The sequence below is a fragment of the Mesorhizobium sp. M4B.F.Ca.ET.089.01.1.1 genome (assembly GCF_004022605.1).
Classification (GTDB): domain Bacteria; phylum Pseudomonadota; class Alphaproteobacteria; order Rhizobiales; family Rhizobiaceae; genus Mesorhizobium; species Mesorhizobium abyssinicae.
The window spans coordinates 1-21,507 of record NZ_RZOS01000019.1 but is presented as its reverse complement, the minus strand read 5'-3'; the positions used below and the strand labels follow the sequence as shown (position 1 = coordinate 21,507).

The following is a 21,507-nucleotide window of genomic DNA, read 5'->3' as shown; positions in this document are numbered from 1 at the left end:
TCTTACCCCAGCACCACGTTGGCGGCGGATTCGGGCAAATCTTCGCCGAAGGCGCGCTGGTAGAATTCGGCGACCACCGAACGCTCCAGCTCGTCGCACTTGTTGAGGAAGGTCAGCCGGAACGCCATGCCGATGTCGCCGAAGATTTCGGCGTTCTCGGCCCAGGTGATCACCGTGCGCGGGCTCATCACCGTCGACAGGTCGCCATTGATGAAGGCCGAGCGCGTCATGTCGGCGACCCGCACCATCTTGTTGACGATGTCCTTGCCTTTGCTGTCGCGGTAGTGCTTGGCCTTGGCCAGAACGATGTTCACCTCGTTATCGTGCGGCAGATAGTTCAGCGTGGTGACGATCGACCAGCGGTCCATCTGCGCCTGGTTGATCTGCTGGGTGCCGTGATAGAGGCCGGTGGTGTCGCCAAGGCCGACCGTGTTGGCGGTCGAGAACAGCCGGAACGCCGGGTGCGGGCGAATGACACGGCTCTGGTCGAGCAGCGTCAGGCGGCCCGAGGATTCCAGCACGCGCTGGATGACGAACATCACGTCCGGGCGGCCGGCGTCATACTCGTCGAAGCACAGCGCGACATTGTGCTGGTAGGCCCAGGGCAGGATGCCGTCGCGGAATTCGGTGACCTGCAGCCCGTCCTTGACCACGATGGCGTCCTTGCCGACCAGGTCGATACGGCTGACATGGCTGTCGAGGTTGACGCGCACGCAGGGCCAGTTGAGGCGGGCGGCGACCTGCTCGATATGGGTCGACTTGCCTGTGCCGTGATAGCCCGACACCATGACGCGGCGATTGTAGGCGAAGCCGGCGAGGATCGCCATCGTCGTGTTCTTGTCGAACAGATAGTCGGGATCGACGTCCGGCACATGCTCGGAAGACACCGAATAGGCCGGCACCACCATCTTGGAATCGAAGCCGAATTTGTCCTTCACCGACACTGTCGTATCGGGCAGGTTGGCGATGTCGCGGTCGACCTTGTTCATCTCTATCCACGTCTCCACAGGCGAATGGCTGATTTCGCCGGCAATCGATTTTGTTCGGGGGCGGTCTTAGAGCCTTTTCCAACCTTATGAAAGTTGGAAAGCGACACGAACCGTGGGGTCGCTCAGCACAAACCCGCCTGCTTGAGCACGCGATAGGCCTGCAGCACATCGCGGAACCGGTCTTCCGAACCTCTGTCGCCGCCATTCGCATCCGGATGGTGACGCTTGACCAGTTCCTTATAGCGCGCCTTGATATCCTTGCCAGTCGCCTTTGTATCAAGACCAAGCGTTTCCAGCGCCTTGGCCTCAAGCGGCTTGGCCTTGCGTTCGCGCGGGCTCTTCGGGTCGTTGAACAGGTTGAAAGGGTCGCGCATGCGGTTGTAGTAGCCGGCGCGGCCGGAGCGCTGCTGGGCAAAGTCCGGCGCCGAACGCGTCGAACCGCCATTGATGCCCATCTTCCATGTCGGCCGGTGGCCGGTCAGCGCTTCCTTCTGGAAGCGGGCGATTTCGGTGTCCGGCACGCCCGAGAAGTAGTTGAAGCCTTTGTTGTATTCGCGCACATGGTCGAAGCAGAAGCGGAAATACTCGCCCTCCTTCAGCCGTCCGACCGGCGCGCGATGGGTGCCGGCCTCCTTGCAGCCGTCCCACTGGCAGATCGGCGCGCGCGACTTCAGCTCCGCATCCTTCTCCGGCCGGATGCGGATTTTTTCGAAATATTTGGGATACGGCTTCATCTCACCCATTTATGGGCTGTTCGCACGTGCGAAACAAGAATTGACATTTCGGCGATGATCGCCCTAACCGCTGAATCGCGGCTTAAAAGCGGTCGAAAATGCGGATTTTGCGGCTCTGCCGTCATGTGGTGAAGGGAAGGTCCAATGTCCATACAGTCGACGATGGAAAGCAAGCTGAAGGCGGCATTCTCGCCGGAGCGGCTGGTCATCATCAATGAGAGCCACCTTCACGCCGGCCATCACCATCACGGCTCCGACCATCATGGCGCCTTTGACGGCAGCGGCGAGACGCATTTCCGCGTCCGCATCGTTTCGCCTTCCTTTGCCGGCATGAGCCGCATCGAGCGCCACCGCGCCGTCAACGCCTTGCTGGCCGATGAGCTGAACGCCGGCGTCCATGCGCTGGCGATCGAGCCGGCGGCGCCGGGCGAACAGACGCGCTGGTAAGTCTCAGGCGACCGTCTCCTTTAGGAAGGCCATCACCGCGCCGGTGAGGGCGTCGCCCTCCTCGCCGAACCGGCGGTTGATCGCCATGTGCGAATAGGCACTGCCGTCGAACAGCGCGACCTTGGTGCCGGCCGCCCGCAGCCGGTCCGTGAAGGCATGGGCGACGACCGCGCGGATCGGTGCGTCCGAATAGGCGACAAAGACAGGCGGATGCTTGCCGCTCCCGATATAGGTGGCGGGCGACAGCGCGCGCCATTGCGCCGGATCGGCGAAGGCCTGCGCGTAGATCGGCCGCAGCCTGCCGCCCTGCGCCTTGGCCAGTGCCTCGATGTCATAGGCTTCGGTGTCGTCGAGCACCAGCGCGGCGACGCCGGGCAATCCGCCGCGCAGGCCGGTCAGCGCGGCAAGGTGGCAGCCGGCGGAATGCCCCATCACCGCGATGCGGTCGGGGTCGCCGCCATGCCGGGCGATGTTGGCGCGCACATAGGCATAGGCCTTCTCGACGTCGCCCGCCTGGGTGGCGACATCGGCGCCAGGCAGCATGCGATAATCGATCGAGACGAACAGGAAGCCGTTGTCGAGCAGGAAGCCGGGCTTGGCGTTGACATTGTTGCGGTTGCCGAGCCGCCAGGCACCGCCATGGATGAAGAACACGACAGGACGGTCCCTGAAGCCGTCGCGCGTGTAGATGTCGAGCCTGGCCGGCCCGTAGTCGACGGTTTGCGGCTTGGGCTGGCGCGGACGCCATGCGGCGGAGGCACGCGCTGGCAGCAGCGCGGCAAGCGATGCCATGATGAGGCTGCGTCGATCGATCATCACCATCTCCCACCGCCTTGCGACGGCAGAGTGCACATGCGCGCCCCAGGCGTCCAGTTAACGATCGGTAATGGCCTGACCTTGGAACGCGGCCGATCTGGACAGCATTTACCCGACATCCGGGCATTCGGCACGCCTCCGAATTCCGGCTTGCGAGATGCGAATGCAAAACCAATCGAGGTTAGCCCTTGAAGCGCGCCGGGCAATCACCACGTTATTCTCTAGGCAGGCATTTCGGCAACATCGGATGCCTTCCGGAGGTCAACGCCAGATTGCACGTTTCTTCTTCAATTGAAGGGAACCAACAACGCTTTCCGGCAGTTGAATATGTGATGAGCCGACTGGCAGCCAGAGCGGCTCCGAGGGCACATAATCATGCGCGAGAACCAATCCGACGTCTTCGACCTGTTCTCGGAGATCTATACCCATGCGGCACAGGAAGAGATCAGCCTCCAGCAATTCCTCCTTGCCTGCCGCGAAGACAAATCGATGTACGCCACGGCCCCCGAAAGGATGGTCGCGGCGATTGGTCAGCCAAATCTGATCGACACCAGCAAGGACGAGCGGCTCGGCCGCATCTTCTCCAACCGAACCGTCAAGGTGTACCCATCCTTCGCCGACTTCTATGGCATGGAGGATACGATCGAGCGTATCGCCGGCTATTTCCGCTATGCCTCGCAGGGTCTCGAGGAGCGCAAGCAGATCCTTTATCTGCTCGGTCCTGTCGGCGGCGGCAAGTCTTCACTAGCCGAACGGCTGAAGAAGCTCATGGAGCAGCGGCCGATCTACACGCTGAAGGTCGGCAACCAGATCAGCCCGGTTTTCGAATCGCCGCTCGGCCTATTCAACCCCGACCATATGGGCGACCTGCTTGAGGACAAATACGGCATAGCCCGCCGCCGCCTGAACGGGCTGATCTCGCCATGGGCCGCCAAGCGCCTCGACGAACTGGCTGGAGACATCTCCAAATTCAGCGTCGTCAAGCTGATGCCGTCGCGGCTGCGCCAGATCTGCATCGCCAAGACCGAGCCCGGCGACGAGAACAACCAGGATGTCTCGGCCCTGGTCGGCAAGGTCGACATCCGCCAGCTGGAGAATTTCAGCCAATCCGACCCGGATGCCTATTCCTACAGCGGCGGGCTCAATCGCACGACACAGGGCCTGCTCGAGTTCGTCGAGATGTTCAAGGCGCCGATCAAGGTCCTGCATCCGCTGCTGACCGCCACGCAGGAGGGCAGCTACAACGGCACCGAGAATTTCGGCGCCTTCCCCTACCAGGGCATCGTCGTGGCGCATTCCAACGAATCGGAATGGCAGCAGTTCAAGAACAACAAGAACAACGAGGCCTTCCTCGATCGCATCCTGGTGGTCAAGGTTCCGTATTGCCTGCGCGTCACCGAAGAGCGGCAGATCTACGAGAAGCTGCTGCGCGAAAGCGAATTGGCGGCCAGTCCCTGCGCCCCCGAAGTTCTCGACATCCTCAGCCGCTTCACCGTCGCGACGCGCCTTGCCGAGCACGACAATTCACCCCGCTACACCAAGATGCGCGCCTATGACGGCGAGAGCCTGAAGGAGGTCGACCCGAAGGCGAAGTCGGTACAGGAATACCGCGATGCCGCCGGCGTCGACGAGGGCATGACCGGCGTCAGCACGCGTTTTGCCTTCAAGATCCTGTCGCAGACCTTCAACTACGACACTAAGGAAGTGGCCGCCGACCCCGTGCACCTGATGTACATTCTGGAAGAGGCGATCAAGCGCGAGCAGTTTCCGAAGCAGACGGAGGCAGCCTATCTGGAGTTCACCAAGTCGGAACTCGCCGCGCGCTATGCCGAATTCATCGGCCACGAGATCCAGAAGGCCTACCTCGAATCCTACAGCGAATACGGCCAGAACCTGTTCGACCGCTACATCGCCTATGCCGATGCCTGGATCGAGGACCAGGACTACAAGGATCCCGACACCGGCCAGATCCTCAACCGCGAGGTGCTGGACAACGAACTGTCACAGATCGAAAAACCGGCAGGCATCGCCAATCCCAAGGACTTCCGCAACGAAGTGGTCAAGTTCACCTTGCGGGCCAGGGCGCGCAATCACGGCCGCAACCCGTCCTGGACAAGCTATGAAAAGCTGCGCGAGGTCATCGAAAAGCGCATGTTCGGCCAGGTCGAGGATCTTCTGCCGGTGATCAGCTTCGGCTCCAAGCAGGACAGCGTGACCGAAAAGCGGCACAATGAATTCGTGCAGCGCATGGTCGAGCGCGGTTACACCCAGCGTCAGGTGCGCCGGCTCGTCGACTGGTACATGCGGGTGAACAAGGCGGGTTGAGAACGCCTGGGGGTTCCATGCCGATCTTCATCGACCGACGCCTGAATCCCAAGGACAAGAGCTTGGGTAACCGCCAGCGCTTCCTCAAGCGCGCGCGGGACGAACTGAAGCGCAGTATACGCGACCGCATCCGCACCGGCCGGATCGCCGAAGCGGACAAGGAATATGCCGTGCCGATGCCGGAAAAAGGCACCGGTGAGCCGAGCTTCAACGATGCCAGGAACAGCGGGCGGCGCCAGCACATCCTGCCGGGCAACAAGAGTTTCTCTCCCGGAGACCTGATCCCCAAACCCGGCCAGGGCGGCGGCGCCGGGTCGTCGTCTCCGGGCGACACGGTCTCTGAAGACGATTTCCGTTTCGTGCTGTCGCGTGAGGAGGTTCTCGATCTCTTTTTCGAGGATCTCGAACTGCCCGACATGGTCAAGCTCAACCTCAAGGAAATCCTCGCCTTCAAGTCGCAGCGTGCCGGCTTCGCGACAACCGGTTCGCCGACCAACATCAACGTCGCGCGTACGATGCGCAACAGTCATGGCCGCCGCATAGCGTTGAGGCGGCCGAAGCAGGCGGACGTGGATGCCATCGCCGGGCAGATCGCCGCGCTGGACTCTCAGCCGGTCAGCGCAGCGACGCGTCTGCGTGTCGCGGATTTGCGCAAGGAGTTCGAACGGCTGGAGCGCCGCCGCAAACGCATCGCCTATGTCGATCCGATCGACATCCGCTTCAATCGCTTCGATCCCCGGCCGCTGCCGAATGCCAGTGCCGTGATGTTCTGCCTGATGGATGTGTCCGGATCGATGGGTGAGCGCGAGAAGGATCTGGCCAAACGCTTCTTCGTGCTTTTGCATCTGTTCTTGAAACGGCGCTACGAGCGCACCGAGGTGGTCTTCATCCGCCACACCCACGAGGCCCAGGAGGTGAATGAGGAAACCTTCTTCCATTGCACGCAAAGCGGCGGCACCGTCGTTTCCACGGCGCTCGACGAAATGCGCCGCGTCATCGAAGAACGCTACCCGGCCAACGAGTGGAACATCTACGCCGCCCAGGCTTCGGACGGTGACAATTTCGCCACCGATTCGGAACGCTGCATAGCCTTACTCGACGGCGCGCTCATGCGTCTTTGCCAGTATTTCGCCTATGTCGAGATCATCGACGAACGCGAGAGCCATATTTTCGGAGCCACCGAAAACGGGACGTCGCTGTGGCGCGCCTACAGCGTCGTCGCGCAGAAATGGCCGAACTTCCAGATGACCCGCATCGCCACGCCGGCCGACATCTACCCGGTCTTCCGCCAGCTCTTCGCAAGGCAACCGGCCGCCCGCAAGAGCGCTTGAGAGGGGTGCAAATGGCCAGGCAGGCAAGCAAACCAGCTTTGCTGTTTTCCGGATCTGATTGGGATTTCAAGACGCTGTCGCGGGCCTATGACGCGATCGAGGCGATCGCGCTGGAGGAACTCCACCTCGATATCTATCCGGTTCAGATGGAGATCATCTCGTCCCAGCAGATGCTCGACGCCTATTCGTCGATAGGCATGCCGCTGATGTATCGCCATTGGTCGTTCGGCAAGCATTTCCTTCATCATGACCTTCTCTACCGCAAGGGCGGTCGCGGCCTGGCCTATGAGCTGGTCATCAACTCCAATCCCTGCATCGTCTACCTGATGGAGGAGAACACCATGGCGTTGCAGGCCCTGGTTACGGCGCACGCGGCACTTGGGCACAACCATTTCTTCAAGAACAATCACCTGTTTCGGCAGTGGACCGACGCCGGGGCCATCCTGAGCTATCTCGACTTCGCCAAGGGCTACATCGCCCGCTGCGAGGAGCGGCATGGGCTGGCGGCGGTCGAGGCGGTCCTCGATTCGGCGCATGCGTTGATGGAACAGGGCGTGTTCCGCTACCGCCGGCCGCCGAAGCTGTCGTCGGAGCGGCAGCGCGAAGGCCTGCGCGAGCGCCTCGAATATGAGGAACGCTCCTACAATGATTTGTGGCGCACGCTGCCGGCCTCGCACGAGGCCGGCAAGACCGGCGAGAAGGACGAGAGCCTGGCGGAACGGAAGAAGTCGCTCAATCTACCCGAGGAGAACCTGCTCTATTTCCTCGAGAAGAACAGCCTTGTGCTGGAACCGTGGCAGCGCGAAATCGTCCGCATCGTCCGCATCATCGCGCAATATTTCTACCCGCAGCGGCAAACCCAGGTGATGAACGAGGGTTGCGCCACTTTCGTGCACCACACGCTGATGAACCTGTTGTTCGATCGCGGGCTGATCGGCGAGGGCGCCATGCTCGAAATCCTGCGCAACCATTCCAATGTGGTCTTCCAGCCCGGTTTCGACGATCCCCGCTTTTCCGGCATAAATCCCTACGCGCTCGGTCTCGACATGATGCAGGACATACGGCGCATCTCGACCGAGCCGACGGCGGAGGACCGCGACTGGTTTCCCGACATTGCGGGCCGCGGCGACTGGCGCGAGACGCTGCTCGAGGCATGGGCCGACCATCGCGACGAGTCCTTCATCCGCCAGTACCTCAGCCCAACACTGATCCGGAAATGGCGGCTCTTCGCGCTTGCCGATCGAGCCGACGAACCGCATCTGGAGGTCGCGTCGATCCACAACGAGCGCGGCTATGAGAAGATACGCAGCGCCCTGGCCCACAGCTACGACGTGGGGGCGAACAGGCCCGACATCCAGATTGTCGATGTCGACCTGCGCGGCGACAGGCAACTGCGGCTGCAGCACAAGGTGAAGGCCGGCATCCTCCTTGAGGAAGGCAGCCGCGACGCGACTTTGCGCCATATCCGCAGCCTCTGGGGCTACGAGGTCAGTCTTGCGGCGGTCGACGCCGAAACAGGCGCGACGCTGCACGAGCGCTCGACCAGGGAGATCGTGGAGTAGCGCCGGAGGCAAGCCGCGTCGCTCACCCCGTGTGTTTGATTAAGCGTCGCCCGCCGGCTTTATCCGCAGCCTGGCGATGCGGTTCTTGTCGCGCTTCATGACCACGAAGCGCTTGCCGTGGAAAGTGAAGGCCTGCTTTTCATCGGGGATCGACTGGGTCTCGTGGATGACGAGGCCGGCAATCGTGGTGGCCTCTTCGTCCGGCAGGTTCCAGTCGAGCGCCCGGTTGAGATCGCGGATCGCCACCGTGCCGTCGACCACGACCGAGCCGTCGGCCTCCTGCTTGACGCCCTGGATGTCGACGTCGTGCTCGTCGGCGATCTCGCCGACAATCTCCTCGATGATGTCCTCCAGCGTCACCAGCCCTTCCACTTCGCCATATTCGTCGACGACGATGGCGAAATGCGCCTTGCGGCGCAGGAAGGCGTTGAGCTGGTCCTGCAAGGTGGTGGTGTCCGGCACGAACCAGGGCTTCGACGCGATCTTCATCACGTCGATCCTGGAAAAGTCGTTGCCGACCTCGTTCAGCGCCCTCAGCAGGTCCTTGGCGTGCAGCACGCCGACGATGTTGTCGAGCGAGCCCTTCCACAACGGCATGCGGGTATGCGGGCTGTTCAGGATCTCGCGCACCACCGCTTCCGACGGGTTGTCGGCATTGACCGAGCGCATGTTGGTGCGGTGGACCATGACGTCGGACACTTCGAGTTCCTCGAGGTCGAACAGTCCCTCCAGGCGATTGCGCTCCTCGCGCGCACCCTGGCCGTCGCGGCGGAAATCGTCGGCCGGCTCGCGCGATTGGTCATCAGCGAAACCTTGCGGATCGACTGGCCGCAATTCGTAGCCGAAGGCAGCGAGCAGGCGGGCACGAAACAGCAACGCCAGCAGTACCAGACCGGCAAGGATGGCCGCGACGATCCAGCCGGGCTCGTTCATCCCGGGTGGTTTTCCGCAAGGAAGCCAAGCACTTCCGACGCCGGCACGTCCCTGGCGATGAAGGCCTGGCCGACACCGCGCGTCAGGATGAAGGTCAGCGCGCCGCGGGACACCTTCTTGTCCTGGGCGATGTACGAGAGCAGCGCCTCAGCGTCGGGCAGTTCGCCCGGTATGTCGGCCATCCGCCATGGCAAGCCGACAGCGCGAAGATGCGCCTCGACGCGCCCCGCATCGTCCGGGCTCGCCAGGTTGAGCCGCGCCGAGAAGCGATGCGCCAGCGCCATGCCGATGGCGACCCCCTCGCCGTGGACGAGCCGGGCGCCGTCATAGTGCGTGGCGGCTTCCAGCGCGTGGCCGAACGTATGGCCGAGATTGAGCAGTGCGCGGTCGCCGGTCTCGAACTCGTCGCGGGCGACGACATCGGCCTTGGCGCGGCAGGCCTCGGCGATCGCCTCAGCCCGCGCCGGACCGCCGGCGAACACGTCCTGCCAGTTCGCCTCCAGCCAGGCGAAGAAGGCGGGGCGGTCGATCAGCCCGTACTTGGCGAGCTCGGCGTAGCCGGCGCGGAATTCGCGGATCGGCAACGTGTCGAGCACGCCGGTGTCGGCCAGCACCAGCTTCGGCTGATGGAAGACGCCGATAAGATTCTTGCCGCGCGGACTGTTGATGCCGGTCTTGCCGCCGACCGAGGAATCGACCTGTGCGAGCAGCGAGGTCGGGATCTGCACGAAATTCATGCCGCGCCGCACGATGCCGGCGGCAAAGCCGGCAAGATCGCCGATGACGCCGCCGCCGAGCGCGATAACGATATCGCCGCGTTCGAGCTTGGCGGCGAGCACGCCGTCGACCACCTCTTCGAGATGGGCAAAACTCTTGGTCTTCTCGCCCGCCGGCAAGGTGATTACGGCCGGCTGGATGCCACTGGTCTTGAGACCGGCCTTCAGCGTGCCGAGCTGCGCGGCGGCGACGTTCTCATCCGTGACGACGGCCGCTCGCCTGCCCGGCAAGCGGCGCGAGATCTCCTGGCCGGCGCCGGACAGCAGGCCGGGGCCGATCAATATGTCGTAGCCGCGCTCGCCGAGCCCGACTTCGACGGTGACAGGTGCGATGGCGCTCATGGCCGCGCCTCGTCGCCGGCCGCGACCATGGCGACGCCGAAATGTCCGCAGAGCGCGGCGACGACCTCGGCGGCGATGACCTCCTTGCGGTCGTCGCGGGTCGGCACGGTGACGTCCGATGTGGCGTAGACCGGATAGCGCTCGCCCATCAGCCTTTCCAGCACAGCGCGCGGATCGGGGCTTTTGAGCAACGGCCGGTTCTGCTTCTTGGACACGCGCTCCATCAACAGGTCGAGCTCGGCCTTCAGCCAGACCGACACGCCATGGCCGGCGATCGCCTCGCGCGTTTGCGCGTTCATGAAGGCGCCGCCGCCGGTCGACAGCACCTGCGGGCCGTTTTCAAGGAGCCGCAGGATGACGCGCTGCTCCAGCGCGCGGAATTCCGTCTCGCCATAACGCTCGAACAGTTCGGGCACGGTCATGCGCGACACGCTTTCGATCTCCTGGTCGCTGTCGATGAAGGGCAGCGAAAGCATCGCCGCCACCTTGCGGCCGATCGCCGTCTTGCCGGCGCCCATCAGGCCAACGAAGACGATGGAGCGGGTGCCCAGCCGCTCGAGCAGCTCGGTATGGCCTTCAGCGGGTGGATTTGCTTGTAGCGCGTTCATACGGGCCCCTTTGCCGGCGTTATCGACATCAAAAGCCTGGTTGCGTCAACCATGGCGCGCAGCTCCCGGAAAAGTGTCATACGGTTTTCCGAACAGAACCCGCGCCAGGACGACAGGCTTCTACCTTGAATTGGACGGATTGGCGTCCCATAAGGGCACAGGGTTTGGAAATGCAGAACAAGAGACGGGCGCATATTGATGCCGACACTGTTTCGCTTTGTCGTGACGCTGACGATTCTGGCCGGCATTGCCTATGGAACGATGTTCGCGCTGGCCATGTTCGTCGAACCGAAAAAGGCCGAAATGAGCGTGCGCATTCCGCCGGAAAAGCTGAACCCCAAGAAGAACTGATGCCCGGGACATGAACAGCGCGGCGCGCATCGAGGCCTTTCTGGAGATGATGAGCGCCGAGCGGGGCGCGGCCGAAAACACGCTGTCCTCCTATCGCCGCGACCTGGAAGACGCTTCGATGGCGATCAGCGGCGGGCTTGCCGCCGCCGCGGCCGCCGACATCCGCGCCTATCTCGACGATATCGCCGCGCGCGGCTTCGCCGCCACCTCGCAGGCGCGCAAACTGTCGGCGATCCGCCAGTTCTTCAAGTTCCTCTACGCCGAGGGCCTGCGCGGCGACGACCCGACCGGCACGCTGGACAGCCCGAGGAAGGGCCGGCCGCTGCCGAAGACGATGAGCGAGGCCGAAACCGGCCGGCTGATCGACCGCGCCGCCACGGAAGCGGGCGAAGCCGACGGCGGCGATCGGCTGGCGCGGCTGCGCCTGCATGCGCTGGTCGAGGTGCTCTACGCCACCGGCCTGCGTGTTTCCGAGCTGGTCGGCCTGCCGGTGACGGTGGCGCTGCGCGACGACCGCTTCTTCATGGTGCGCGGCAAGGGCAACAAGGAACGCATGGTGCCGCTCTCGGCCAAGGCGCGCGCCGCGATGCGCGCCTGGCTTGCCGCCAGGGCAGAGCGGCCGGCGCTCGCTAACAGCCCCTTCCTGTTTCCGGCCGCCTCCGACACCGGCCATCTGTCCCGCCAGGTCTTCGCCCGCGACCTGAAAGGCCTTGCCGCAAGGGCCGGCATCGCCTCGGCCAAGATCTCGCCGCATGTGCTGCGCCACGCCTTCGCCAGCCACCTGCTGCAGAACGGCGCCGATCTCAGGGCCGTGCAGCAGCTGCTCGGCCACGCCGACATCTCGACCACGCAGATCTACACCCATGTGCTGGAGGAGCGGCTGGTGCGGCTGGTCAATGATCATCATCCGCTTGCCGACTAGGCCTCATGTCGCTATGTGAGGACGACGTTCCACCGCCCGGAGCCCCGGTTTTCGAGGGTTTCGCCAGCCACTGCCTTCCGAACTGTCGGTCCGCTCAAGAATGTACAACTACCTCGATTTCGAAAAGCCGGTGCAGGATCTCGAAGGCAAGATCCTCGAGCTGAAGAAGCTTGCCGAGAACGGCGAGGCCGTCGATGTCGGCGATGAGATCAGCCGCCTGGAGAAGCGTTCGCGCGACGCGCTGCGCGAGGCCTACAAGTCGCTGACGCCCTGGCAGAAGGTGCAGGTGGCGCGCCATCCCGACAGGCCGCATTGCGTCGACTACATCAAGGCCCTGCTCAGCGATTTCACGCCGCTCGCCGGCGACCGCAATTTCGGCGAGGACCAGGCGATCGTCGGCGGCTTCGCCCGCTTCCGCGGCGAGCCGGTGGCGGTTATCGGCCAGGAGAAGGGCTCGGACACGGCGAGCCGGCTGAAGCACAATTTCGGCTCGGTGCGGCCGGAAGGCTATCGCAAGGCGGTGCGGCTGATGGAGCTAGCCGACCGCTTCAAGATCCCGCTTCTGACGCTGGTCGACACCGCCGGCGCCTATCCCGGCGTCGGTGCCGAGGAACGCGGCCAGGCCGAGGCGATTGCCCGCTCGACCTCGGCCTGCCTGGCGCTCAAGGTGCCCTCGATCTCGGTCGTCATCGGCGAAGGCGGCTCCGGTGGCGCCATCGCAATCGCCACCGCCAACCGCGTCTACATGCTGGAGCATGCCATCTATTCGGTGATCTCGCCGGAGGGCGCTGCCTCGATCCTGTGGCGCGACACCACCCGCTCCAAGGATGCGGCGACCAACATGAAGATCACCGCCCAGGATCTTTACGAAATGAAGATCATCGACGCCATCGTCCCCGAGCCGCTCGGGGGCGCCCATCGCGCCCCCGAAACGGTGATCGCCGCCACCGGCGACCTCATCGCCAAGACGATGAAGGATTTTGCCGGCGCCAACACCGATTTCCGCGAGCAGCGTCGCGAGAAATACCTTGCCATGGGCCGCAGCCTCTAGTGCCCGGAAATGTGGGCGGTTCCGGGAGGGCTTAAGGCGCGTCGCCTGACTCCGTTTCAGCCCGACGCGCTTTATATCCGGGCAATTCCAGCAAACTTCTGGAACGGTTTTCCGTCCGGAAGGTGCCACCACATCGGTGGTCCAGGGCAACGATCCGGTGGTTCGGAGCGGGGCCGCCATAGACACTTTGCTTTAACGGCTGCTAATTAAGCTTCTCGTTTCGGGGGATTTGAAATGAAGAAATACGAGAAACCCACGCTGATCAAAGTCGCCCGCCTGCAAGCAGTGACGGCTCAACAAGCGACTTCCCAGCCGCCAGTGGAAAACGGCAACAGCAATGGCAGCGGCACCGACATCAACTAGTCCCCGTCAAATCCGTCTCTATCAAAACGTTTGATCGCCTTGGAATAGCTTCGGCCGCTACGCGGCAAAGTGGTGTACGGGCACGATTCCGCCACAAAAATGCCGCCGCGTTCGGCTCAATGAAATTGCCGCGAGGGGTCGTTCGAGGCTTGCGGTAAGGATTTTTCAAGGTTAACGGGCTTACGGTCCGCTAATGTTCAGCGTGCGGGCCTGGCGGTTGAACCCGTGGCCCGAGGGAAAGACTAAGCCGTACCCATGTTTGCCAAGCTTGCCCGCACCGGAGTCCTGATCGCCGCCATCGGCGTCGCCGGCTGCAACGATTCCTCGATGAAGGACTTCGCGCCGGAGGCCAACAAGCCGCTGCCGGACAAGATCCTGGCCGACATGAAGGCCAAGGGCATGGTCCGCACCTCGTCGGTGATGGCCCGTATCTTCAAGGAAGAGGGCAAGCTGGAGATCTGGAAGGCCAAGACCAATGGCCGCTACGAGATGGTGGCCAACTACGACATCTGCAAATGGTCGGGCAAGCTCGGGCCGAAATACACGGAAGGCGACCGCCAGGCGCCGGAAGGCTTCTACACGGTCCGGCCCTCGCAGATGAACCCGCGCTCGAACTACCATCTGTCCTTCAACATCGGCTATCCCAACGCCTACGACCGCGCCAATGGCCGCACCGGCTCCAATCTGATGGTGCATGGCGCCTGCTCGTCGTCGGGCTGTTATTCGATGACCGATGCCCAGATCGAGCAGATCTACGCCTTCGGCCGCGATGCCTTCCAAGGCGGGCAGACCGAGTTCCAGATCCAGGCCTTTCCGTTCCGCATGACCGCCGCCAACATGGCGCGTTACCGCAACGACCCGAACTACGATTTCTGGAAGATGCTGAAGGTCGGCTACGACAATTTCGAAATCACCAAGGTGCCGCCGAAGGTCGACGTCTGCGAAAAGCGCTACGTCTTCAATCAAGTGGCGCCGGAGGGCACGACCTTCGATCCCACCGGGCCCTGCCCCGCCACCACGCAGCCGGATTCGCTGAAGAGCGCCTATAGCGCCTATCAGAGCACCTATGACTCGGCCTTCAACGGCGCCGTCAAGTCGAGCGCGCCGGCGCCCAAGCCGACGATTGCCGGCATCAAGGAAGCCAGTATCGTTTCCGACTGGTCGAAGCGCCGCGCCCGCGGCGAGCGCGTGCCGATCGACCCGCCGTCGATGAATGGCGACGGCTCGGTGACCGAGACCGCGCGCATGGGCCGCATCGATTCGCCGCTCGGCCGCAAGATGGCCGCGCTCGATGCCGAGAAGGATGCCAAGCGCAAGGCCGAGGAACAGCGGCTCGCGGCCATACAGGCAGCCAAGGCCGCCAAGGAAGCTGCCAAGGCCCAGGCATTGGCCGAGGCGGAAGCCGCCAAGCAGGCTGCCCAGCAGCCGGTCACCACCGCGGGCGTCGAAGCGGCCGAGCCGGCAGCCGAAACGCAGGCCGCGAGCGCCGACGACGGCACGGTGACGAAGCTGAAGAAGAAGCTGCTCGGCATGTTCGGCGGCTGAGGTTTTGGCTGATGCATGTCGCCCAAAGGGTGGGGCGGTTTGGGACAACGACATGCATGAAAAAACAGAAAGCAGGCGCCCTGCCGTCTACGATCTCAAGGGGCTGAACTGCCCCCTCCCCGTGCTCAAGGCGAAGAAGCGCCTGGCCGCGATGCGGCCGGGTAGCCTGCTCTGGCTGGAAACCACCGATCCGCTTGCCGTCATCGACATTCCGGCCTTCTGCTCGGACGCAGGCCATCAGCTCGTCGAAACGGCGGCGGTGTCCGGCGGCCATCGCTTCCTGGTCGAGCGCGGCGCCGCCTGAGTTCGCGGTCCTGGCCCCTTACCGTCGCCCGGCTATGGCCAGCGGATTGTCCTCCAGCGCCGCGCGGTCGGGCGTGTCGATCGACGGCCTGTTGGTGAAGGCGGCGAACAGCCGGCGCACATAGTCCTCCGGCATGTCGAGCGTGATCAGCACCAGCCTGGTGCCGCGATTGCCCTCCGGCCAGGCCGGCAGCCTTGCCGGCGGGTGCAGGATCTTCTGCACGCCATGGATGACCAGCGGCCGCGACGGATCCTCCAGCAATTCGATGACGCCTTTCATACGCAGCAGCTTCTCGCCATGCGTCGAGCGCAGCAGATCGAGAAACATCTCGATCGCCGAGAACGGCACCGGACCGTCATGGACCAGCGAATGCGAGCGCACCCGCGAATCGTGGCGATGCTGGTGATCGTGATGATGATCGTCGCCATGATGGTGGTGGCGGCCATCATGATCATGGTGATGATGACCAGCCTCTTCGCCCAGCCAGCGCTGCACATCGGCCGATTTGGTTTCGGGGTTGTAGAGCCCGCAGTCGAACAGCGCCGCGGCGCCGGTTCCGCTGTCATCGGCATCGAGCAGAACGGCGCCGGGATTGAGCTGACGCAGGCGCGCTCGCAACGCCGCGACATCGCCGGCATCGGTGACGAGGTCGGTCTTGGTGAGCACGATGCGGTCGGCGACCGCCGCCTGTTTCACCGCCTCGACATGAGCGTCGAGGGTCGCATTGCCGTTGACCGCATCGACCAGAGTGATCACGCCGTCGAGCCGGAAAGCCTGCACCAGCGCCGGATGCGCCATGATCGACTGCAGCACCGGCGCCGGATCGGCAAGCCCGGTGGTTTCGACCACGACGCGCGCCAGCCTGGCGATGCGGCCGGTCTGCAGCCGGTCGACGAGGTCGGCCAGCGTATCGACCAGTTCGCCGCGCACCGTGCAGCACAGGCAGCCGTCGGAAAGCTGGATGATGCCGTCTGAGGCCTGCTCGACCAGCAGATGGTCGATCGCCACCTCGCCGAACTCGTTGATGATGACAGCCGTGTCGGTAAGTTGCGGGTCCTTCAGCAGCCGGTTGAGCAGCGTCGTCTTGCCGGCGCCGAGGAAGCCGGTGAGCACCGAGACCGGGATGGGAAAGCTGCCGCCCATCGGGCTAGTTCGCGGCCTTGACCGGCTGGTCGCCCTGCACGGCAACCGCGGCCGTCCCGCTTGCGGCCGGCTCGGCGCCGGTGGGCGCCGGAATGTCGGGCCGCCAGCTCGGCAGCGGCACATCGGCATATTCCTGGCCCGACTGGTCGAGCATCGCCTTCGGCGTCGGCCCGGTTGCGCCGCCGAGGCCGACGGCGACCAGGGTCGGGTGAGCGAGCTTCACCTGGTAGGGCGACTTCGGCGCCTCCTTGGCGGCGACGGCGGGGGCGGCCTCCGACTGCTCCGCCTTCGGCTTCTTCTTGCAGATCTCGTCATGCAGATCGTTGGGCGACAGCGTATCGCCATAGGACGGCAAGGCGCCAAGCGTAGCCGAGCCGGTCGCCGGCGTGTCAAAACCCTGGTCGAGCAGCTTCGCAACGGTCTCGGCGCGGCTGACAGCCGATTTCTCGCCGAGCACCACGGCGACCAGCGTGCGCCCGTTGCGCGTCGCCGAGCCGATCATGTTGAAGCCCGAAGAACAGACGAAGCCTGTCTTCATGCCGTCGGCGCCCGGATAGCGGCCGATCAAGAGGTTGTAGTTCGGGATCGCCTTCTTGCCGACCGCCAGCCCCTCGATCGAGAACCAGGGCGCGTATTGCGGAAACTCGCTGCGGATCGCCGTCACCAGCAGCGCGAGATCGCGCGCGGTGGTGTACTGGTCCGGCGAAAACAGCCCGTTCGGATTGACGAAATGGGTTCCCGTCATGCCGAGGCGCGCCGCCTCCGCGTTCATGCGGTCGGCGAAGGCCGCCTGCGACCCGCCGATATTCTCGCCGACGGCCATGGCGATGTCGTTGGCCGATTTGACCAGCATCATCTTCAACGCATTGTCGAGCCGCATCACCGAGCCCGGCTTGAAGCCCATCTTGCTGGGCGGCTCGCCGGCGGAATGTTTCGTCACCTTGATCGGCGAATCGAGCTGAACCTCGCCGGCGGCGATCGCCCGAAACGTCACATAGGCCGTCATCAGCTTGCTCAGCGACGCCGGATACCAGCGCTTGAAGGCGTCCTGGTGCTCGAGGATCTTGCCGCTCTGCAGGTCGAAAAGGATCACCGGGTTGGCGCGCGCGACGCCCGCCAGCATCGGCAAAGCCAGCGCGCCGGCCAGCAATAGTTTGAGGAAATGCCCGTGCCGCATCATGGAATCCGAAATCGCCTCTTGCCGTAGTCGCCCCTGGCTCCGTAAGATTTCGTTACGCGATCGCCAGCATGGTGCGGCCCGGCCCTCGATTCCCCAGGCTGCATTGTTGCGGTGCTATTTACCCTATGTGACGTCAACATGGCAAAGCGCCTGGCAATCACAATTACAATGCAGCAGGCTGGAACTGGCTGCTTCAACGATGAAATGGGACAATCATGCCGATTTTGAACCGCGCCGCCGAGATGCAAGACGAGGTCGCCGGCTGGCGCCGCCATCTGCACCAGACGCCGGAACTGAATTTCGACGTTTTCCAGACCGCCGCCTTCGTCACCGGAAAGCTGAAGGAATTCGGTTGCGACGAGGTGGTGACGGGCCTCGGCAAGACCGGCGTCGTCGGCATCATCCGCGGTCGCAACGGCGACGGCACGACGATCGGGCTGCGCGCCGACATGGACGCGCTGCCGATCAACGAGATCACCGGCAAGCCCTATGCCTCGACCGTTCCCGGCAAGATGCATGCCTGCGGCCATGACGGCCATACGGCGATGCTCCTGGGGGCCGCCAAATATCTCTCCGAAACCCGCAATTTCACCGGTTCTGTCGCGGTCATCTTCCAGCCGGCCGAGGAGGGCGGCGGCGGCGGCAACGAAATGGTCAAGGACGGTATGATGGAACGCTTCGGCATCTCAAAAGTGTTCGGCATGCACAACATGCCGGGCCTGCCGGTCGGCCAGTTCGCCATCAGGCCGGGCCCGATCATGGCGGCGACCGCCGAATTCACCATCACCGTCAAGGGCCGGGGCGGCCACGCGGCGATGCCGCACGGCACCATCGATCCGATCGTCATCACCAGCCAACTTGTCGGCGCGATGCAGACGATAGCCTCGCGCAGCACCGACCCGGTCGAGTCGGTGGTTGTGTCGGTGACGAAATTCCATGCCGGCGACGCCTACAACGTCATCCCCGAAGGCGCCGAGATCGCAGGCACGGTGCGCTCGTTGAAGAAGGAAGTGGCCAAGAAGGCCGAGGAGCGCATCCGCGCCCTTTGCGACGGGTTGGCCGCCGCCTTTGGCGCCACCATCACCTTCGACTACGAGCCCAACTATCCCGTCACCTTCAACCACCCCGAAGAGACGGTCTTTGCCGCCGACGTCGCCGCCGATATCGCCGGCAATTCGCAGGTGCACCGCGCCATCCAGCCGGTGATGGGCGGCGAGGATTTCTCCTACATGCTGGAAGCGAGGCCGGGCGCCTTCATCTTCATCGGCAACGGCGACACGGCCGGCCTGCACCACCCGGCCTACGACTTCAACGACGAGGTCATCCCGCACGGCATGAGCTATTGGGTGAAACTGGCGGAGACGGCGCTGGCCGCCTGAGGCTGGTTCCGGCAGGGAGCGAATCCTCGGGCACGGCGAGGCCGTTGCCCGGGCATGGCGCAGGGACCGGGGCAAGAGTTGTGAGCCCTGCGCGACGGCGCCCCGATTTGCATTCACTACGCCTCTTGGCGAACCGGTCCGAAGCGGCTATGTGTCGGGCCGCGTGGTCCCGTAGCTCAGTAGGATAGAGCGGCAGATTCCTAATCTGTAGGTCACAGGTTCGATTCCTGTCGGGATCACCATAATTTTCAGGCACTTGCCGAGAAATACGCCGCGGCGCGTCAGGCTTCCTGTTTGCTTGTTTGAGCAACCGGCGCGGATCGCGCGTATCCGTCGTTGGCCGCAACCGCAGCCTCCGGCCCATACTGATTGTGCAAATGAACCGGCCTGGCTTTTCGGCGGTGCAGCATGTTCACGCCTTCGACCGCCATCGAGAAAATCATCGCCGAATAGATGTAACCCTTGGGGACATGGACGCCAAAGGCATCCGCGACCAACGTCATGCCGATCATGATGAGGAAGCCGAGTGCCAGCATCTTCACTGTGGGATGGGCATCGACGAATTTTCCAACCGGTCCGGCGGCAGCGATCAGGACGGCCATCGACGCGACGACAGCGACGGCCATGACCCAGATCTGGTTGGCCATGCCGACGGCGGTCACGATCGAGTCGATGGAAAACACGAGGTTGATCAGGGCGATCTGCGACACGACGGCTACGAAACCTGCGCGCACGGTAGCGCCGATGTGGCCCTCTTCTCCCTCGAGACTTGCATGTATCTCCTGGGTGGCCTTGTAGATGAGGAACAGACCGCCGCCTGCCAGGATGAGATCCTTCCCGGAAAAGCCGTGCCCGAAGGCCTCGAACAAAGGCTCGGTCAAGCCGATGATCCAGCCGATGAACAGCAGCAGGATCAGTCGTGGAACCAGGGCCAGCGTCATTCCAAGAAACCGCGCCTTTGGCTGCAACTCGGGAGCAAGTTTGCTGACCAGAACCGAGATCACGACCAGGTTGTCGACACTCAGGACGATTTCGAGCGCTGTAAGCGTCAGCAGGCTGAGCCAGATTTGCGGATCGGTTATCATCTTTGCCCTTCCCTCGAGCACCCGGTTGGATTTGCTTTTGGCTTGATCTTGTCGCGCTGCTGGTGACGACGATGAGGAGCGCCGGCCGGCTGGCGCGGAACGGCAAACCGCACCTGAAGTTCGTTTTCAGATGCGGTTTGCCGGCCGCCTGGATGGCGGTGCTGCGGTTTACTCTGCCGCTGCGGCGACAGGCTGGGCGTCGGGCAACAGAGAGACGGGTTCACTCCGCCCCTCGAGGTCGTCCAGCAGCGCCATCCACAGCGAGATGCACCGCCCGACCATGACGACAAGGAAGGGTGCTGCCGCGATGATCGACGCGGTCTGCAGGCCCTCCAGGCCTCCCATCACCAGCAGCACACAGGCCGACGCTCCCGCAAGGACGCCCCACAGGACGACGACGATGCGCGCGGGCTCGAGCGTGCCGCGTGACGACAGCATGCCCATCACGATCGAGGCGGCATCGGCTCCCGAGATGAAGAAGATCGCCACAAGGAAGATCGCGACGAACGAGGTGATCGCTGTTCCCGGATATTGCTCGAGCAGGGCAAACAGCGAGATGGCGGCGCCCTTGGTGTTGACCGCCTCGACAAGTCCGCCGACCCCCATCAGTTCGGAGTGCAGCGCGGTGCCGCCCATGATGGTGAACCAGAGAAAGGTCACGCCGCTCGGGATGAGCAGAACGCCGATGACGAATTCGCGGATCGTCCGCCCCCTGGAGATGCGGGCTATGAAAACGCCGACGAAAGGCGCCCAGGAAACCCACCACGCCCAGTAGAAGATGGTCCAGCTGCTCAGCCATTTGCCGTCGCTGAAGGCGGCGGTGCGGAACGACATCGTGACGAGGTTGGTCAGGTATTCGCCGAGCGCTTCGGTGAAGGTGTTGAGGATGAAGACGGTCGGTCCGACGACGGCCAGGAAGAGCAGCAAGGCGGCGGCGACAACCATGTTCATGTTGCTCAGGAACTGGACGCCCTTGCCGACACCGGACACTGCCGAAAGGATGAACAGCACCGACAGCACGGCGATGATCGCAAGCGCAATGCCTGTCCCCTCGCCGGTTCCCCAGAGAAAATTCAGACCGCTGTTGATCTGCTGTGCGCCGAGGCCGAGCGATGTCGCCGTGCCGAACAGCGTGGCGATGAGGGCCAGAATATCGATCGTCTTGCCGATCGGCCCGTTGACGGCACCGCCGAGCAAGGGGGTGAATGCACTCGATATCAGGATGGGCAGGCCCTTGCGGTAGGTGAAGTAGGCGATCGCCAGACCGACAATGGCGTAGATCGCCCAAGGGTGCAGCGCCCAATGAAAATAGGCATATTCC

21 protein-coding genes and 1 tRNA gene are annotated in these 21,507 nt (G+C 63.6%); 12 read left to right on the top strand and 10 right to left on the bottom strand.

All coding sequences use genetic code 11. The annotated features are described in order from the left end of the window. Positions 1-2: 2 nt before the first annotated feature. Positions 3-989 (bottom strand): cobaltochelatase subunit CobS, encoded by a 987-nt coding sequence (cobS, locus tag EN780_RS03765; RefSeq protein ID WP_127285334.1) that lies wholly within the window; start codon positions 987-989, stop codon positions 3-5. Positions 990-1,111: 122 nt separating this feature from the next. After that, complete coding sequence (locus EN780_RS03760; protein ID WP_127285333.1) at positions 1,112-1,732, bottom strand: J domain-containing protein; 621 nt, start codon at positions 1,730-1,732, stop codon at positions 1,112-1,114. A gap of 135 nt (positions 1,733-1,867) precedes the next feature. On the opposite strand from EN780_RS03760, the gene EN780_RS03755 reads away from it, so the two are divergent. Then, positions 1,868-2,170: a BolA family protein gene (locus tag EN780_RS03755; RefSeq protein WP_127285332.1), complete on the top strand. Its 303-nt coding sequence runs from the start codon at positions 1,868-1,870 to the stop codon at positions 2,168-2,170. A gap of 3 nt (positions 2,171-2,173) precedes the next feature. Here the strand turns inward: EN780_RS03755 and EN780_RS03750 are convergent, their stop codons facing one another. Further along, entirely contained in the window at positions 2,174-2,986 is an 813-nt protein-coding gene (locus tag EN780_RS03750; protein WP_128272180.1) for an alpha/beta hydrolase, read from the bottom strand. A 375-nt stretch (positions 2,987-3,361) separates the two neighbouring features. Between EN780_RS03750 and EN780_RS03745 the strand changes: the two genes are divergently transcribed. From EN780_RS03745 to EN780_RS03735, 3 genes are read left to right on the top strand one after another with little or no spacing between them, the layout of a single operon-like run. Next, positions 3,362-5,311 (top strand): PrkA family serine protein kinase, encoded by a 1,950-nt coding sequence (locus tag EN780_RS03745; RefSeq protein WP_127285330.1) that lies wholly within the window; start codon positions 3,362-3,364, stop codon positions 5,309-5,311. A gap of 17 nt (positions 5,312-5,328) precedes the next feature. Next, positions 5,329-6,642: a YeaH/YhbH family protein gene (locus tag EN780_RS03740; RefSeq protein ID WP_128272178.1), complete on the top strand. Its 1,314-nt coding sequence runs from the start codon at positions 5,329-5,331 to the stop codon at positions 6,640-6,642. A gap of 11 nt (positions 6,643-6,653) precedes the next feature. Next, positions 6,654-8,204: a SpoVR family protein gene (locus EN780_RS03735; RefSeq protein ID WP_127285328.1), complete on the top strand. Its 1,551-nt coding sequence runs from the start codon at positions 6,654-6,656 to the stop codon at positions 8,202-8,204. A 39-nt stretch (positions 8,205-8,243) separates the two neighbouring features. Here EN780_RS03735 and EN780_RS03730 read toward each other — a convergent pair whose 3' ends face one another. From EN780_RS03730 to EN780_RS03720, 3 genes are read right to left on the bottom strand one after another with little or no spacing between them, the layout of a single operon-like run. Further along, on the bottom strand, positions 8,244-9,137 hold the full coding sequence (locus EN780_RS03730) for a transporter associated domain-containing protein (protein WP_127285327.1): 894 nt from the start codon (positions 9,135-9,137) through the stop codon (positions 8,244-8,246). Continuing rightward, positions 9,134-10,255 carry a 3-dehydroquinate synthase gene (aroB, locus tag EN780_RS03725; RefSeq protein WP_128272176.1) on the bottom strand — a complete coding sequence of 374 codons (1,122 nt, stop codon included), beginning with the start codon at positions 10,253-10,255 and terminating at the stop codon, positions 9,134-9,136. Before aroB ends, EN780_RS03730 begins: the two co-directional genes overlap by 4 nt. Next, positions 10,252-10,863 (bottom strand): shikimate kinase, encoded by a 612-nt coding sequence (locus tag EN780_RS03720; RefSeq protein WP_127310078.1) that lies wholly within the window; start codon positions 10,861-10,863, stop codon positions 10,252-10,254. Before EN780_RS03720 ends, aroB begins: the two co-directional genes overlap by 4 nt. A 198-nt stretch (positions 10,864-11,061) precedes the next feature. Here EN780_RS03720 and EN780_RS03715 point away from each other — a divergent pair, with 198 nt between their 5' ends. From EN780_RS03715 to EN780_RS03695, 6 genes are all read left to right on the top strand, one after another. Then, a complete protein-coding gene (locus EN780_RS03715) occupies positions 11,062-11,214 on the top strand; it encodes a histidine kinase (protein WP_126058048.1) in 153 nt (50 codons plus the stop codon). 10 nt (positions 11,215-11,224) lie between these two features. After that, positions 11,225-12,136, top strand: coding sequence for a site-specific tyrosine recombinase XerD (locus EN780_RS03710; protein WP_127310077.1), 912 nt, complete (start codon positions 11,225-11,227; stop codon positions 12,134-12,136). Positions 12,137-12,236: 100 nt separating this feature from the next. Further along, a complete protein-coding gene (locus EN780_RS03705) occupies positions 12,237-13,187 on the top strand; it encodes an acetyl-CoA carboxylase carboxyltransferase subunit alpha (protein ID WP_127286898.1) in 951 nt (316 codons plus the stop codon). Between the two features lie 234 nt (positions 13,188-13,421). After that, positions 13,422-13,550: a hypothetical protein gene (locus tag EN780_RS41300; RefSeq protein ID WP_281015756.1), complete on the top strand. Its 129-nt coding sequence runs from the start codon at positions 13,422-13,424 to the stop codon at positions 13,548-13,550. A 255-nt stretch (positions 13,551-13,805) separates the two neighbouring features. After that, the gene (locus EN780_RS03700) at positions 13,806-15,095 is read left to right on the top strand and encodes a murein L,D-transpeptidase family protein (protein ID WP_128272174.1); all 1,290 of its coding nucleotides are present in this window, start codon (positions 13,806-13,808) and stop codon (positions 15,093-15,095) included. A 52-nt stretch (positions 15,096-15,147) separates the two neighbouring features. Beyond that, positions 15,148-15,399, top strand: coding sequence for a sulfurtransferase TusA family protein (locus EN780_RS03695; protein ID WP_127420772.1), 252 nt, complete (start codon positions 15,148-15,150; stop codon positions 15,397-15,399). 18 nt (positions 15,400-15,417) lie between these two features. Here the strand turns inward: EN780_RS03695 and EN780_RS03690 are convergent, their stop codons facing one another. Both EN780_RS03690 and EN780_RS03685 read right to left on the bottom strand, forming a co-directional pair. Continuing rightward, entirely contained in the window at positions 15,418-16,542 is a 1,125-nt protein-coding gene (locus tag EN780_RS03690; protein WP_128272172.1) for a GTP-binding protein, read from the bottom strand. Positions 16,543-16,546: 4 nt separating this feature from the next. Continuing rightward, on the bottom strand, positions 16,547-17,719 hold the full coding sequence (locus tag EN780_RS03685; protein ID WP_128272199.1) for a D-alanyl-D-alanine carboxypeptidase family protein: 1,173 nt from the start codon (positions 17,717-17,719) through the stop codon (positions 16,547-16,549). Between the two features lie 218 nt (positions 17,720-17,937). Here EN780_RS03685 and EN780_RS03680 point away from each other — a divergent pair, with 218 nt between their 5' ends. After that, the gene (locus EN780_RS03680; RefSeq protein WP_128272170.1) at positions 17,938-19,101 is read left to right on the top strand and encodes a M20 aminoacylase family protein; all 1,164 of its coding nucleotides are present in this window, start codon (positions 17,938-17,940) and stop codon (positions 19,099-19,101) included. 165 nt (positions 19,102-19,266) lie between these two features. Then, positions 19,267-19,343 (top strand) — tRNA-Arg (locus EN780_RS03675). A 39-nt stretch (positions 19,344-19,382) separates the two neighbouring features. Here EN780_RS03675 and EN780_RS03670 read toward each other — a convergent pair. Both EN780_RS03670 and EN780_RS03665 read right to left on the bottom strand, forming a co-directional pair. Then, positions 19,383-20,186, bottom strand: a complete 804-nt coding sequence (locus EN780_RS03670) for a TerC family protein (RefSeq protein ID WP_128272168.1) — start codon at positions 20,184-20,186, stop codon at positions 19,383-19,385. Between the two features lie 168 nt (positions 20,187-20,354). Further along, on the bottom strand, positions 20,355-21,507 hold a 1,153-nt coding region (locus EN780_RS03665), incomplete at its 5' end, for a BCCT family transporter (protein ID WP_133372575.1).